Origin of the sequence: Serratia sp. JKS000199 (assembly GCF_900215455.1) — a bacterium.
GTDB classification, from domain to species: domain Bacteria; phylum Pseudomonadota; class Gammaproteobacteria; order Enterobacterales; family Enterobacteriaceae; genus Serratia; species Serratia ureilytica.
Window position 1 is genome coordinate 2,257,578 of sequence record NZ_LT907843.1, and the last position, 15,614, is coordinate 2,273,191.

12 protein-coding genes are annotated in these 15,614 nt (G+C 61.5%); 4 read left to right on the forward strand and 8 right to left on the reverse strand.

Going from position 1 to position 15,614, the window contains the following annotated elements; all coding sequences use genetic code 11:
• Nucleotides 1-449: 449 nt before the first annotated feature.
• A complete protein-coding gene (locus CPH57_RS10860; RefSeq protein ID WP_096242335.1) occupies nt 450-1,844 on the reverse strand; it encodes a NarK family nitrate/nitrite MFS transporter in 1,395 nt (464 codons plus the stop codon).
• Nucleotides 1,845-2,195: 351 nt separating this feature from the next.
• On the opposite strand from CPH57_RS10860, the gene narX reads away from it, so the two are divergent.
• Nucleotides 2,196-3,980, forward strand: coding sequence for a nitrate/nitrite two-component system sensor histidine kinase NarX (gene narX, locus CPH57_RS10865; protein WP_033643445.1), 1,785 nt, complete (start codon nt 2,196-2,198; stop codon nt 3,978-3,980).
• Nucleotides 3,981-3,990: 10 nt separating this feature from the next.
• Nucleotides 3,991-4,641: a two-component system response regulator NarL gene (gene narL / locus CPH57_RS10870; RefSeq protein WP_033643446.1), complete on the forward strand. Its 651-nt coding sequence runs from the start codon at nt 3,991-3,993 to the stop codon at nt 4,639-4,641.
• Here the strand turns inward: narL and CPH57_RS10875 are convergent.
• Nucleotides 4,638-6,149 (reverse strand): YchO/YchP family invasin, encoded by a 1,512-nt coding sequence (locus CPH57_RS10875; protein WP_096242336.1) that lies wholly within the window; start codon nt 6,147-6,149, stop codon nt 4,638-4,640. The genes narL and CPH57_RS10875 overlap by 4 nt on opposite strands.
• A 433-nt stretch (nt 6,150-6,582) precedes the next feature.
• Here CPH57_RS10875 and CPH57_RS10880 point away from each other — a divergent pair, with 433 nt between their 5' ends.
• The gene (locus CPH57_RS10880; RefSeq protein WP_096242337.1) at nt 6,583-7,365 is read left to right on the forward strand and encodes an A24 family peptidase; all 783 of its coding nucleotides are present in this window, start codon (nt 6,583-6,585) and stop codon (nt 7,363-7,365) included.
• 97 nt (nt 7,366-7,462) lie between these two features.
• Nucleotides 7,463-8,731, forward strand: a complete 1,269-nt coding sequence (locus tag CPH57_RS10885; RefSeq protein WP_160204374.1) for an EpsG family protein — start codon at nt 7,463-7,465, stop codon at nt 8,729-8,731.
• Between the two features lie 62 nt (nt 8,732-8,793).
• On the opposite strand, the gene CPH57_RS10890 is transcribed toward CPH57_RS10885, so the two are convergent.
• The 6 genes from CPH57_RS10890 to CPH57_RS10915 all read right to left on the reverse strand — a co-directional run bounded on the left by CPH57_RS10890 (nt 8,794) and on the right by CPH57_RS10915 (nt 15,499).
• Nucleotides 8,794-10,377 (reverse strand): ABC transporter substrate-binding protein, encoded by a 1,584-nt coding sequence (locus CPH57_RS10890; protein WP_096242339.1) that lies wholly within the window; start codon nt 10,375-10,377, stop codon nt 8,794-8,796.
• Between the two features lie 132 nt (nt 10,378-10,509).
• On the reverse strand, nt 10,510-11,181 hold the full coding sequence (locus CPH57_RS10895; RefSeq protein ID WP_069100013.1) for an ABC transporter ATP-binding protein: 672 nt from the start codon (nt 11,179-11,181) through the stop codon (nt 10,510-10,512).
• The gene (locus tag CPH57_RS10900) at nt 11,178-12,020 is read right to left on the reverse strand and encodes an ABC transporter ATP-binding protein (RefSeq protein ID WP_096242340.1); all 843 of its coding nucleotides are present in this window, start codon (nt 12,018-12,020) and stop codon (nt 11,178-11,180) included. Before CPH57_RS10900 ends, CPH57_RS10895 begins: the two co-directional genes overlap by 4 nt.
• Nucleotides 12,010-12,879, reverse strand: a complete 870-nt coding sequence (locus tag CPH57_RS10905) for an ABC transporter permease (protein WP_060660593.1) — start codon at nt 12,877-12,879, stop codon at nt 12,010-12,012. Before CPH57_RS10905 ends, CPH57_RS10900 begins: the two co-directional genes overlap by 11 nt.
• Nucleotides 12,876-13,931 carry an ABC transporter permease gene (locus tag CPH57_RS10910; RefSeq protein WP_033643453.1) on the reverse strand — a complete coding sequence of 352 codons (1,056 nt, stop codon included), beginning with the start codon at nt 13,929-13,931 and terminating at the stop codon, nt 12,876-12,878. Before CPH57_RS10910 ends, CPH57_RS10905 begins: the two co-directional genes overlap by 4 nt.
• Entirely contained in the window at nt 13,931-15,499 is a 1,569-nt protein-coding gene (locus tag CPH57_RS10915; RefSeq protein WP_089197169.1) for an ABC transporter substrate-binding protein, read from the reverse strand. The genes CPH57_RS10910 and CPH57_RS10915 overlap by 1 nt, the downstream gene beginning before the upstream one ends.
• Nucleotides 15,500-15,614 lie beyond the last annotated feature (115 nt).

The following is a 15,614-nucleotide window of genomic DNA, read 5'->3' on the forward strand; positions in this document are numbered from 1 at the left end:
ATTCATTCTGTTTTTCCACCTAATCTGAACGTCAGATAGACTACAAAAAGACGGAAAAAACAGAATGAGAGTTATCTGATTTAACTCCGGCGTTCATTCCATCCAACGGGCGCAGCATCTAAGACAAAACCCTATTGCTGATTTTATAATACGCACATCAATTAGGTATTCTCCTAAGCAATTTCATTTAAACGCAGGAAAAAGCATTAATTGTTTAATAGTAAGAACACGCTCAACAAAACGAAAAAACCGCGTGAATAATATAAACCTTTTGTGAGAAAGGATTCATACATTGAGAGATATAACTATAAAAAAAGAAAAAAACGGCAAGCGGGGGTGAGAATTTTACCTAAAGGCAGAAAATTTCACTGAGGAGGAGAAGAGAGAAGTTTCGGTATGAACGAAATATCCCTCCCCTGTCGGGAGGGATAGAGAAAGTCGTTTGACACTCAGGCTTTTTTCTTGCGGCCATACACCGCCCAGGTGATCACGACGCACAAAATGTAAAACACCAGGAACACTTTCATCGCGCCCGCAGGTGAACCGGTCAGCGCCAGTGAGGTGCCAAAGGCCTGCGGAATGAAGAAGCCGCCGGCGGCGCCAATCGCCGAGATAAAGCCCAATGCGGCGGCGGAATCGGTTACCGCCTCACGCTGCGCGCTTTCATCGCTGCCGCCGGCCGCTTTAACGCGATCGACGGTGATTTTGCGGAAAATAACGGCGATCATTTGGAAAGTCGATCCGCTGCCCAGCCCCGCAGTGAGGAACAGCACCATAAAGATACCGTAGAAGGCGATGAACGACCCGCTCTCGCCCGCACTCGGCAAGGTCAGGAACAACAGCGCGGCAAAAACGGCCATGACCACAAAGTTGATCAACGTCACCCGCACACCGCCGAAACGGTCAGACAACGCGCCGCCGACCGGCCGCGCCAGCGCCCCCAGGAACGGCCCGAAAAACGCGTAATGCAAGATCACCACGTCGGGGAACTGCGTCTTCGACAGCATGGCGAAGCCGGCGGAGAAACCGATGAAAGAGCCAAAGGTCGCGAGATACAGCAGGCTCAGCATCCACAGATGCCCACGCTTGAGCACCGGTAGTTGCTGACGCAGCGATGCCTTGGCCGCCGCCAGATCGTTCATGCCGAACCAGGCCGCCAACGTGCCAACCAGCAGGAACGGCACCCAGATCCAGGCGGCGTTTTCCAGCCACAGCTGGCCCCCCTCCACCTGGTTTTGCGCCGTGCCGCCAAACAGGCCGAACAGGCTGAAGGAAATCGCCAGCGGCGCGACCAGCTGCATGACGCTGACGCCCAGATTGCCCAACCCGCCGTTGAGCCCCAACGCCCCGCCCTGACGCGCTTTCGGGAAGAAGAAGCTGATGTTGGCCATGCTGGAGGCAAAGTTGGCGCCGGCGAAACCGCACAGCAGGGAAATAATGACGAACACGCTGTACGGCGTACTGCTGTCCTGCACCGCAAACCCGAGCCACAGGCAGGGCACCAGCAGGAAACAGGTGCTGATGGCGGTCCAGCGACGGCCGCCAAACAACGGGATCACGAAGGAATACGGTACGCGCAAAATGGCGCCCGAGACCGACGGCAGCGCCGTCAGGAGAAACAGCTGGTCGGTGGTAAAATTGAAGCCGACCTTGTTCAGGTTGACCGCGACGGCGCTGAACAGCATCCAGACGCAGAATGCCAGCAGCAGACACGGAATGGAAATCCACAGGTTGCGGGTGGCGATGCGCTGGCCACGCTGCTGCCAAAAAGCGCTGTCTTCAGGGCGCCAGTCCTGAATCAGCGCACCGGTTTTCTTTGATGAAGGCGTTGCAAGTTGCGACATAAAAACCTCAGACACGGGGGATCATTCCGCACACCCTAGGGGGCGGCCCCGGCGGCAAAGTTGATGTATATCAACCCGCATGCAAGTAGTTGGCGGCGGAAATAGCGCCTTCATCCCCTTAGGGGTACGCCCTAACCAAAAATTAAATCCATTTAAATCAATCAACTAATCACTATCACTTTCGTTTTCTTGCCGTCTCGACGCGCCCCTGGAAACTAATGGGTACTTCATTCGAGGTATGGGGTTATGCGCAGGGATAATCAAAAATACGGCTGAATCGTGACTTGTTTAGCCCCATCGCCGCCTTCGCCCCTGAGCTTCAGCGGCGCCAAACGCCAGGAATCCGCACTTATGAAACGCCTGTTGGCCCCGCTTTCGATCGTGAATCAGGTCGCCCTGCTGATGTTGCTGTCGGGCATGCTGGGCGTGGCCGGCATGGGGATTTCCGCCTGGATGTCGCAAAGCATTCAGGGCAACGCGCACGCCATCAACAAGGCCGGCTCGCTGCGCATGCAAAGCTACCGGCTGCTGGCGCAGGTGCCGCTGGATGAACGGCACGAAGCGCTGATCCGGGAACTGGAGCGCGACGAAAATAGCCCCGACCTGCAGCGTTCGGTGGAGCAGGAAGGGTTGACGCAGCCTTTCAACGCCCTGCGCGACTATTGGCAACAGACGCTGCAACCTCGCCTGCGCAGCGCGCAGCAGCCGGCCGACGCCGCGCCCCAGGTCGCGCACTTCGTGCGGTTGTTGGATAAGCTGGTGTCGGATATCGACAGGCAAACCGAACGCCGCCTGCTGATGGTGACGCTGGTGCAGGCCGGCTTTATTGCGCTGACGCTGCTGCTGTTGATCGGCACCACCTGCTACCTGCGGCGCCGGTTGCTGCATCCCTGGCGGCAACTGGTGGAGATGGCCCTGGCGGTAGGCCGCGGTGATTTTAGCCGCCGCTTTGCGCAGCGCGGCCATCAGGATGAAATGGCGTCGCTCGGCGGCGCGTTGAACACCATGTCCGACGAGCTGTCGGCCACCTACAGCGGGCTGGAGCAGCGCGTGGCCGAGAAGACCGCCGACCTGCAGCAGAAAAATCAGGTGCTGAGCTTCCTCTATCGCGCCAGCCGCCAGCTGCACGCCAGCGAGCCGCTGTGCAGTCGCCTGACGCCGCTGCTCAACCAATTGCAAACCCTGACGCCGCTGCGCGCCATTCAGGTGCGGCTGTATGAAAACGACAGCCGGGAACCGCTGCTGCAGCTGAGCGGCAACCAACCGCTAAGGCCGGAGCATTGCCATAACCCGGTGTGCAGCGCCTGCCTGAACGACAGCGACCGCCAGTATCCCAACAATCCGTCGCTGAGCTGGAGCCTGAGCGACAAGCTCGGCGACTACGGCGTGATCGTGGCGCAACATGCGCCGCAGCAACCGCTGAACGATGAACATCGCCAACTGATCAATACCCTGGTGGAACAGCTGACCAGCGTGCTGGCCATCGAACGTCAGGTCGACCACCAGCAGCAGTTGATGCTGATGGAGGAGCGGGCGGCGATCGCCCGCGAGCTGCACGACTCCATCGCCCAATCGCTCTCCTGCCTGAAAATGCAGATCGCCTGTCTGCAGATGCAGGGGGAAACGCTCTCTGCCGCCAGCCAGGCGCTGGTGCAACAGATGCGTGAAGAGCTGAACGGCGCCTATCGCCAACTGCGCGAACTGCTGACCACCTTCCGTCTGCAGTTGACCGAACCGGGTCTGCTAGCGGCGCTGCAATCGACGGTCGCGGAGTTCAACCCCAAACTGGGCCTGACCATCAGCCTCGATTATCAGCTGGGGCCGCGCACGGTGCCGGCCTATCAGGCCATACACCTGCTGCAGATCGCCCGCGAGGCGCTCAGCAACATCCTTAAGCATGCCGCCGCCAGCGAGGTAAGCATTCAGGTCATCAATAAACGCGGCGAAGTGACCCTGAGCGTATGCGACAACGGACGCGGCCTGCCGGCCGAGACCTCTCGCCCCGACCATTACGGCTTGATCATCATGCGCGATCGCGCCAAGAGCCTGCACGGCCGCTGCGACATTTTACCGCGCAGCGGCGGCGGCACCGAGGTGCGGGTCAGCTTCACGCCGGATAACCACGCCATCGACTAACGGAGACACCATGACGACAGAAACCGCCGCCACCATCTTACTGATCGACGACCACCCCATGCTGCGCAACGGCGTAAAACAGCTGATCGGCATGGACGCTCGCCTGCAGGTCATCGCCGAGGCCAGCAACGGTGAACAAGGGGTCGCGCTGGCGGAGCAGCACGATCCGGATCTGATCCTGCTCGACCTGAACATGCCCGGCATCAACGGGCTGGAAACGCTGGATCGCCTGCGCCAGACCGATCTGTCGGGGCGCATCGTGGTGTTCAGCGTATCCAACCATGAAGACGACGTCGTCAGCGCGCTCAAGCGGGGCGCCGATGGCTATCTGCTGAAAGACATGGAGCCGGAGGATCTGCTGAAGGCGCTGCATCAGGCGGCGGCCGGGCAGATGGTGCTCAGCGAAACGCTGACGCCGATCCTCGCCGCCAGCCTGCGGGAAAACCGCCCAAGCGCCGAGCGCGATATTCAGCAACTGACGCCGCGCGAACGGGATATCCTGAAGCTGATCGCCCAGGGGCTGCCGAACAAGCTGATCGCCCGCCGCCTGACCATCACGGAAAGCACCGTCAAGGTACACGTCAAACACCTGCTGAAAAAGATGAAGCTGAAATCCCGCGTCGAGGCCGCCGTGTGGGTGTTGCAGGGTAAAAACGGTTAATCGTCGCCGTACAGCGGCCCGGTTTGCGCCGGGATCGGCGGCGGCGTCAGGGTTTGGATCGGCGGCTGATCCGCTTCATCACCGGCGGTCGCCGTCAGCGGCGGCGCCACTTTCAGTTCTATCCAGTTGGACGTCACGCGCTGCTGTTTGTCGTCCTCCAGCGTGACCGACAGCCGATAGCTGTTGGCGGCGCCCGGGGCGTCATCCCACGGCGGCACGATCGCCGTCCAGCCCTGCGGGTCGTTGGCATTGTGCGGCGGTGTCAGGCTCAGCGCCTGCGTATCCCCCTGCCAGCTGACGTGAGAAATCCCGTGCAACGCCTTGATTTCCAACACCAGCGGCACGGTTTCCCCCGCCTGCAGGCTCCACGGCGGCGTGGCCAGGAACACCTGCAGCGTCTTGCGCTGGCGGAACTCCAGCACCGGCACGTTTTTACGTTCGACAGGATCGTAGCGGCTGCCGCGCAGCGACTTGGCCTGCGCCACATACTCCGGCGAAATCTGCTTGACCAGCGGCACCCCGAGCCGGTAGCTCAGCGCCAGTTCCACCTGATCCTGGCTCTGCCCGCCCGCACCAATCTTATGCAACGCCTTCATCGTCACCAGCGGCACCGGGGTATAGTTGAGCCCCAGCTGCATCGCGCGCGGATCGTTCTGTTTCTTGCCGCTGCCGAACAGATCGACATTCTCGCCCAGGTACTGTTCATAACTGAGCGAACCGCCGATTTGGCGATAGAACGGCAAATAGCCCTGCGTCGTGATGTCGTAACCGCGCGCCGGACGGCTGAAAAATACCCCATCGCCGGGCTGTTGCGACAGCGCCGACAGCGGATAGTAATAGTTGGTGGAGAAACGCAGATAGTCCCCCCAGGCTTCCGCCCCCACGCTGCCGCGATTGCGCTGCCGGGCGAAATCGCTGTCGAGCGCCGTGTTGTAACCCAGCAGCCAGTCACCGGCGATCCAGCGTTGCCCCAGCGCGACATTGCCGAGCGCCCCGGCGCTTTGCTGCAGCCAGCCGATTTGGCTGTAGGTCAACAACCCGTCGACGTCGTACAACGGGCTGAAGAGCTGGCCGTTGCTGCCGGTAAAATCGCCCTCGCCGTTCATCTTCAGCGACAGCCGGGCGGTTCCCAACGGAGACAGCAGTTCTTGCGCCTGTTGCTGCAGCGCGCCGGTCGCCTGGCCCAGCAAATAGTCTTCAGCGCGGCTGCGCATCTGCTGACGTGAAACGTTGTTCAGATCTTTTTCGCCGAGCTGTTTGGCCATCTCGGCCCACTGCTTCTCGCGCGCGGCATCGTCGGGCGCACCGCCCAGTTCGGGCAAGTTCGCCGCCGGATCTGCGCCGGCCTGTTCGGAAGAGATAACGCTGTCCGGCGCCGGTGGGGATTCGGCGCACGCGGGCGCCGCGCCGGCCAGCCACACCAGCGGCCCGGCCAGCCACGCCGTCTGGCGTCGGTGCCAGAATCGTTTTTTAGTCTTGATGAGTACTGCCTGAATAACGTCTTTCATGACACCGTTGGCTTCCCTCCTTCCTGGAGCACGCCAACCCACTGCTTTGCCGCCGCCATTCCCGCGACAGCGCTGAAAAACCTCACGCCCCCCAGCCCGGCGGGGGCGCCTATGTCCTCATAGCCTAACGGCTTGCCGAGCAGAAACAATAGGATAAACCCCAATCGCTCCCCAGTGACGTCGTCACTTGTACCCTTTACCGATCCATTCCGGCCGCCAGGTGAATTCACCGCATTTTAGCGCCGATTTTGCCGATAAAAAGCACAGTACCCCGTGGCTGCGCGCCACCGCGCAGGGCATTGTACACCCCTGCAATACGCAGCGTGGCGATGCGAACGCCTGCGCATTCCTCACAACCGACCGCGTTTTCCCCTGATGAAATACGCATTTTGCCGTTATTTTAGCCGTCTGTTCTACGACTGGCGGAGTCCGGATGTTGCTTTCTTTACTGTGGCACGCGCTGTTTTTCACCGCGCTGCTGTCGGCGGGCCTGATCGCCTTCGCGCTCATTACGTGGCTGGAACGCGTGGAGGGCGTCAACGATCGCCCACAGAGGTTGCGCCTTCAGGGGCCGCTGCTGACGGCACTGGGGCTGGCGTTGGCGACGCTGCCCCTGAGCCTGGCTGCAGCGCCTCGATGGGGGTTAGTGCCGGCCGCGGCGCTCCTGATCGCCCTGGCCTGGCTGGACTGGCGCCATCGGTGGCTGCCGGATCGACTGACTCAGCCGCTGCTGTGGGGCGGGCTACTGTGCAACCTTGACGCTCGCTGGGCGCCGCTGGAAGACGCCGTGCTGGGTGCCGTCGCCGGTTACGGCGCGTTATGGCTGCTCAATGCGCTCTACCGGCTGACGCAGCGGCGTGACGGCATCGGCCAGGGCGATTTCAAACTGCTGGCGGCGCTGGGCGCCTGGCTTGGCTGGACGATGTTGCCGCTGCTGGTCTTTCTGGCGGCGGCGTTCGGATTGGGCGTCGCGTTGGCGCGTGGCCTGCACAACCGCCGAGCCTGGCGAACGCCGCAACCTTTCGGTATCGGGTTAGCGGCGGCCGGCTGGCTATGCCTGCTGACCGGTCTCGGCTCACCTGGCCCGCAGTGGAATTTCATTTATTTCACAGCATCAACCCCACATGAAATCGAGGCAGAACGCGGTTCTGCGCATTTCGCACCGTTTTTACCCAGCCTCGCCGACGGCCATTTTTCCGCTGCCGGCAAGGGATGATAACCCGGTGAAATTTTGCCTATTTCACCAAAACTCACTGTGTCCCTTTAGGCCCCGGTGTTATGTTCCCCAGCTGGATCACGCCATGGAGCATCCCATGCAAAACCCGGTCAGGCCACTCGCCGCCCTTCCCGACAGCGAACAGGCGCATTCTTCCGTGCAATGGCTGCTGCTGGGCGCCGTCGCCATCACAGGCGTTTGGTTCGCCCCCTATTTATCGTTGGTGATTTGCAGCGGCTTGATCGCCGCCTTTATGCTGCTGCGCCAGCAACCCGATCGCGTGCTGAATCTCACCGCCTTCCTGCTGCTGACCGTGATATCCGCGGTGCCGCTGGCGACGAAGAACCTCGAGCCGGTGATGAACGACAAGGTGAACTACTACCTTGAGATGCAGCAGTACAGCGGCTACGGCCTGATGGACTGGTTGGCGCAGTTTTCCGGCACCGACTTTGTCTCGCACCTGTTGTTTAAACTGACTGCCACCTGGTTTGGCGTCGGTAATGGCGCATTCGCCGCCTTCTTCCTTATCAGCTTTTCGCTGCTGGCGCTGGGCGTTTACCGCCTGTCGCGCACTTACTTTGCCGTGATCCTGTTTTTGTTCTGCTGCCAGTACAATTTCCAGGGGCTGTACGGCAACCTGTTGCGGCAGGGGCTAGCGCTCTCTTTCCTGGTGCTGGCCGTGTCGGAACAGCACCGCGGCCGCATGTTGCTCTGGATCGTGATGGCGTCCTTCAGCCATTTTTCCGCTTTCCTGTTTCTGCCCTATCTGCTGCTGCCCGCGCGCTGGCGCACCGTGGGCACCCTGCCTGTGCTGGCGCTGTTCGCCGCCTGTTACCTCGGCGGCGCGGTGCTGATGCCTAAACTGATTGCCGTCGTCGGCAACGACTTTCTGGCCTCGCGCGCCGAAGCCTACGTCAGCGGCGACTTCGGTAATAACCCGGTGCGCAAAATCCAAATCACGCTGCTGTACGTCGGCGTGGTGGAGACGCTGTATCAATTCGCCCGCTACAAGTTCCACACGCCATCACCTCAGTTTGTACAAGCCGCCTATGCCGTGCGCCTGATGTTCCTTTATAACTGCGCGGTGTTCTTCGCCACCATCAGCTTTGAAGAGGTGGCCAACCGCTATTCATTCAACATGATGATCTTCGTGCTGATCTTTATGGTGATGGTGTGCGGCAATCTGAAAGACGCGGTAAGCCGGGTGCTGCTAACGTTGCTGTGCTTCTCGCTGGGCATCGCGTCCTATCTGTATATCAACCAGGTCGGCGTGCAGCAGTTTTGGTACGGCGATCTGCAGGCGCTGGTGACCGACAGCCTGCCGACAATCCTCAATAAGCTGAATCTCGCCGGCACGCCGTGGTGAGCTCGCCGCGTTAACACCGGCCAGGCCCCCTCTCCTCTCGGCGGCGAGGGGGCATTTTTCGTTCACGGCTGCGTTTTATTCACCCGATCCAAATACAGCATGCTGTTGGCGATATCCACCCGGGCATCTTCAACATTGTCCCGTAATGCCACCAGCGTTTGCCCCTGCAGCGCCAGCACATAAGGCGAACTGGCCTGCAATTCCCGTTGCAGCGCGGCGTAACGTGCGCTGCGCGCTGCGCTGTCGCCTTCCGCAGCCGCCGCACGCGTTTCCGCGCTGATGGCGGGAATGCTCCACTGGGTGCGCCAGGCCAGGGTCTTCGGCCCGCCCGGCACATTGTAGGCAAAGGCGCTGGCGTTGGTGTTCGGATCCAGATAGTCGGCGCCCCAATAGGTGAAGATCGCCTGGAAATCGCGGCCGCGCATCTTGCCCCACAGATCGCTCTCCACCACCGGATGAATGTCCAGCCGCAGCCCAGCCTGCGCAAAGCTGGCCTGCAGCGCCTGCGCGATGTCGGTATACGGCGGCTGGTTGATGACGATCAGGCTGATGCTTGTGCCCTCGTTGATGCCGGCATCGCGCAGGATCTGTTTGGCCTTGTCCACATCGAGCTTAAACGGCCGCTCGTCGAGCGCACCGTCCAAGCCCTGCGGCAAGAAGGCCTGATGCACGCGATATTGCCCTTTCAGCAACCGTTCGGCGATGCTCTGATAATCCACCAACCAGCGCGCCGCCTGCCACAGAGCCGGATTGCCCAGCGCCGGGTTGTCTTTGCTGCCGGTATTGAAACCGAGGTAATACACCTTGGGCGCATCGGCCTGCTCAATGCGCACGCCCGGCGCTTTGCGCAGCGAGTCGAACTGGTCAGCGCCCAGATCGTAGGCCACGTCGGCATCCCCCTTCAGCAACAGTAAACGGCGGGTGCCGGCATCGCTGACGTTCTTGAATAACACCATTTTCAACCGGGCCGGCGACGGCGCGTAATCGTTGCGGCCAAACAGCAGTGCCTCATGCGGCACATAGTTATTCACCCGATACGGGCCGCCGCCGGCCGAATGCTTGCGCAGCCAGGCGTTCCCGAAGTCCCCCTGCTGCGCGTGTTCGCTCAACAGCTTCTCATCCACGATCGAAGCCACGTTCGCCGTCAGCAGCCGCAGCGCCAGCTCGCTGCCGATGTTGGCCGACCAACTGAGCTGCACCTGGTTATCCCCGATCTTCTTCAGCTGCTGCTCGACGTTATCCGGCGTCCAGCCAAACTCAGCGAGAATAAAGGACGGCGCCTTGTTCAGCTTCACCGCACGCACCAGTGAGTAAATCACGTCCTCGGGACGCAGCGGATTGCCGGAAGCGAAACGTTGTTGCGGCTTCAGGGTAAAGATCAGGCTGCGCCCATCGGCGCCCGCTTGCCAACGGGCGGCGGCGTCCGGCACCAACTTTTGCGGCGCACCGCGATCCGGCGCCACCAGGCGCTGATAGAGATTGACCAGATTGGCCGAGCTGACGGTTTCAAAGCTCTCCGCCGGATCGAGGCTGATGATGCCCTCGAGCGAACTGACCACCACCAAGGTATCCGGCGGGGTGGCGGCCTGCGCGCCGAAAGCGGTCGCCAGCGCGCCATATAATAAGGTTGGGATTAACCGTTTCATCGATACACTCTCCACAATCACGCGGTTGCGTTGTTTTTCGAGTGTAGGGGGTAAGAATTAACAGAAGAACGACGATAAATTGCTTTATTTATTACCAAGATGGATATGCCCGCCGCATTGACGGGCATTGGCTCAGGCAAGGAGACGGCCGTGCGCCATCGCCACCGCGCGATCGCACATATGGTCGATCACATCCGCATCGTGACTGACCAGCACCAGAGTCAGATCGCCCGCCTGTTTCAGCTCGTTGAGCAAGTTGAGGATCTCCGCCTGCACCGACATGTCCAATGCCGAGGTCGGCTCATCCAGCAGCAGCAGCTTCGGCCGCAACAGCAAGGCGCGCACGATCGCCACGCGCTGCCGTTGGCCGCCCGACAGCTGATGCGGATAGCGATCCAGCAGGCGCGGATCCAATCCTACCTGGCGAAAGCCCGCGCTGATTTTGCGTTCGATGTCGCTTTCTTGCAGCAGTTTGAGCGGTTCCGACAACGTGCGCAACAGCCGGTGCTTGGGGTGTAGCGAAGCATAAGGATCCTGAAACACCATCTGCACTTCACGCCGCAGTTCGCCGGTGAACGCCTGCCCCGGCTGCAACCGCCGCCCGAGCAGTTCAAAACCGCCGCGCCAGCTGTCGTTCAGCCCGGCCAACACCCACAGCAGCGAGGACTTGCCGCAGCCGGAAGGCCCCACCAGGCCGAAGCACTCGCCCGGTTCGATACGCAGGTTAACGTCGTGCACCACGGTGCGCTGTTCATAGCCCTGGCGATGGCTGACGCTGAGGTTCTCCAGTGCAATCACGCTCATTTCAATGCCTCCAGCAGCGCGCGATCCAGCACCGGCAGCGGCTTGCCGCGCGTCTCGCGGCTCGGCCGACACGCCCACAGCGTGCGAGTATAAGGGTGCGTGGCCTGCGCCAGCTCTGCTGCCGGCAGCTGATCCAACAGCTCGCCTTTGTACATCACCAGTACCCGCTCGCAGTGGTGCGCCACCTGCTGCAGATCGTGGCTGATCAGGATCAGCCCCATATTACGTTGCGCCACCAGATTTTCTATCAGCTGCAGCACCTGATCGCGCATCTGGTGATCCAGCGCCGATGTGGGTTCGTCGGCAATCAGCAGCTGCGGATCGTTGATCAGGGCGATGGCCAGCATCACCCGCTGCCCCATCCCGCCGGAGAGCTGATGCGGATAGCGGCGACACAGCGCCACCGGATCGGGCAAGCCCACCGCCGCCAGCATCTCCAGCACTTTTTCACGCCGCTCGGCGCGGCTCAGCTTGGCATGCAACACCAGCGGCTCCTCCACCTGACGGCCAATCGGCTGATTGGGATTCAACGCATGTTTGGGATCTTGCATCACCATCGCCACCCGGTCGCCGCGCAGGCGGCTCCACTGGCGCTCGCTCAGGCGCGTCAAGTCTTCGTCGTCCAGCGTCAGGCGCTGCGCCCGCAGCTGCAACGGCGGCGGCAATAGCCCCATCAGCGCACGCGCGGTCAACGATTTGCCGGAGCCGGACTCACCGACCAGCGCCAGCCGCTCCCGCCCCATGCTGAACGAAATATTCTTCACCAGCGCCGCCGGCTGTGGCCCCGGCACGCCGATCGCCAAACGTTCAACGGTCAATAAGGTGTTATCAGTGCCCATGACGAGGATCCATTTTATCGCGCAGGCCATCGCCCAGCAGGTTAAAGGCCAGGCTGGCGAACAGGATCGCCCCGCCCGGTGCGGCGGCGACCCACCATTGATCGAAAATCACTTTACTGCCTTCGGCCACCATCGAGCCCCATTCGGCGGTCGGCGGCGCGACGCCCATGCCGAGGAACCCCAGACCGGCGGCGGACAGGATGATGCCGCCCAGGCTCAGCGCCGCGCGCACCACCGCGCTGGGCAGGCATAAAGGTAAAATGTGGCCGACCATCAGCCGCAGCCCGTTGATGCCCTGCATGCGCGCCGCCGCCAGATAATCGCTGCGGCGCAGCGCCAGCGTTTCGGCCCGCGCCTGACGGGCAAAGGCCGGCCAGCTGGTCAGTGCCAGCGCCAGCGCGCCGTTCATCAGCCCCGGCCCCATCACCGCCACGAACGCCAGTGCGATCACCAGGCTCGGCAACGACAGGAAAATATCGGTCAGACGCATCAAGATGCGTTCTGCCCAGCCGCCGAGATAACCGGCGCAGATGCCCACCAGCAGACCGATAGGAATGGTCAGCACCAGAATCAGCGACACCAGAATCAGCGTCGGCCGCGCGCCGTAAATCACGCGGGAGAGCAAGTCGCGGCCGAAACCGTCGGTGCCCAACCAATGCGTGGCGGAAGGCGGCAGCAGCCGCAGCTCGATATGCTGCAAATTGGGATCGAAAGGCGCCAGCCACGGGGCCAGCAGTGCGGTGACGATCAGGATCGCCACCAGCACTGCGCCGAGCGTCAGCGTGGTCAGCCGCTGACCGGTGCGATAGCCGACGGCCGGCTCGCTTTGCGGTTCGTGTTCAGAGAGATATTGGCTCATCGGGTTCGCGGATCCACTAGATAGGTCAAGGCATCGGCCAGGGTATTCAACAGCACGAAACAGGTGCCGATCAGCAGCGTGGCGCCGAGGATCGCCGGGGTGTCGGCGGCAAACAGCGCCGAGGTCAGATAGCGCCCGACGCCGGGCCAGGCGAACACCGTTTCGGTCAATACCGCGCCCTCCAGCAGGCTGGCATAGGAGAGAGACAGTACGGTGATCAACGTCCCCAGCACGTTGGGAAACACGTGGCGCAGCAGAATGCGCAGGCGGCCGGCGCCTTTGGAGCGCGCCAGCGTCACGTATTCCTTATTGCACTCTTCCAGCATCGCCGCGCGCAGCAGCCGGGTGATGCCCGCCATCGACAGCAGCGCCAGCGCCACGACCGGCAGCCACAGGTGGCTGATGGCGTTGTAGAACATCTCGCGATCGCCGGACAGCCAGCTGTCAATCAACACGAAACCCGTACGCGGCTCCATGCTGTACAAGTAAATGTCATCCAGGCGCCCCGGCCCCGCCGACCAGTGCAGCGTGGCGTAGAACAGCAGCAGCCCCAGCAGGCTCAACCAGAAAATCGGCACCGAATAACCCACCAGCGACAGCAACCGCGCCGCATTATCCAGCCAGCTCCCCGGTTTGAGCACCGCCAGAAACGCCAGCGTAATGCCGCCGAGAGCACCGAGAATAATGGCGCAGGTGGCCAGTTCCACCGTTGCCGGGAAGGTACGCAACAGATCGCTCAGCACCGGCTGGGCGGTAATGCGCGAAATGCCCAGATCGCCGTGCGCCAGGTGCACCAGATAGCGCCAAAATTGCACCGGCAGCGGCTGATCCAGCCCCAGGTCATGACGCACCTGCGCATAGGTGGCTTCGCTGGCGTGATCGCCCGCCACCTGCAGCGCCGGATCGATCGGCGCCAGGTGCGACAGCATAAAGGTGAACAGCAGCAGGCCGAGCAGCGTTAACGCCAGCGACAGCGCGCCGCCGAGCAGCCGCCCGCCCCAGCGCCAATACCGCCGGGCTAGCCCGGCGGAGGCGGAGAGTTCAGCGGCCATTACTTGCTGACCTTGCTGTAGAACACCATGTCAGGGTTGATGCCCTGCACATAGCCCTTGAGGTTGTCACGCACCGCGATCAGGCTGCGCGCCTGCAGGCCGATAACGAACGGCGAGCTTTGCTGCACCTGTTTTTGCAGTTGCTGGTAGTCGGCCACCCGTTTGGCGGTGTCGTTTTCCGCGGTGGCGGCCAGCGTCAACTTGCTCAGCGCCGGGATCTGCCAGTTGGCTCGCCAGGCCAGCGTCTTGCTGCCGTCCTCCGGGTTGTAGGCAAAGGCGGCCGCGTTGGTGTTGGGGTCGAAGTAATCCGGCCCCCAGGAGGTCAGCGTCGCATCGTAGTTAAGCGCTTTCACCTTGGTGGAGACCTGCGAGCTGATGCCCGGCACCAGTTCGACCTTCACGCCGCCCTGAGCAAAACTGGCCTGCAGCGCCTGAGCGATATCCAGGTACGGCGGCTGGTTGTTGACGTCCAGACGGAAACTGACGTTGCTCAGCCCCGCTTTAGCCAGTATTTCTTTGGCTTTCTGCGGATTGAAGCTGTACGGCCTATCCTTGAGCGCGCCCAGATAACCGTCCGGCAAGAATGCCTGATGGCTCTGGAACTGCCCTTTCAGCAGATCGTCGGCGATGCCTTGGTAATCGAACAGCCAGCGCGCCGCCTCCCAAAACGCCGGGTTGCCGAGCGCCGGCGACGCCTTGGCGTTGAACTGCAGGAAATAAAGCGAGGCGTAAGGAATGGCCAACGGTTTGACGCCCGGCTTGCCCTTCAGGGCCGCCATCTGGTCCGCCCCCAGGTTGCGGGCGATATCGGCATCGCCCTGCTCGATCAGCAAACGACGCGCGGCCGGATCGGGCACGTTTTTGATCAGGATGGTTTTCAACGTCGGCGCCCCTTCCGGCGAGCCGGGGTTCGCGTCCAACACCACCACTTCGTGCGGCACATAGGTGCGGATTTTGTAAGGGCCGCTGCCGGCGGAGTGGCTGTTCAACCATTGGTGCCCCAGATCGTCGCCCTGCTGGTGCGCCAGCGCCTCTTTGGCGTCGACGATCGAGGATACCGGCGCCGACAGCAGGCTGAGCACGAAGGCCGGGCTGACGTTTTCATCCCAGCTGATTTTTACCGTATGGTCATCCACCTTGGTCAGGTGTTGATCCACGTTCTTCGCGTTCCAGCCCAGCTGCGTCAGGATAAACGACGGTTCGAGATTGAGTTTCACCACCCGTGAAAGCGAAAAGATCACGTCCTCCGGCCGCAGCGGGTTGCCGCTGGCAAATTTGGCGTCCGGGCGCAGGCTGAAGGTCAGGCTGCGGTTATCGGCGCCGGCCTGCCAACGGCTGGCCAGGGTCGGTTTGAGATCGACGGGATTGTGCGGATCGGACTGGATCAGACGTTGATACAGGCTGTTGAACGACTGCACCGTGGTTAACTCAAATCCCTGAGCCGGGTCAAAGCTGACCACGTCATCGATAGACTGCGCGATCACCAACGTGTTGGCCGGCGTCGCCGCCTGTACGTCAACGCTGGCCGCCACGGCCAAAAACAGCAAAGAAGGAACGAGCGCTTTCATCTGAAACTCTCCAAGCGGATGGAATTTATAATAATTTCGCGAGTGTATGCGAGCGCGATCGGCAGCTGAAGGTACTTAAATCACTATAGATATTCTTTTTATGTATATAGATGGG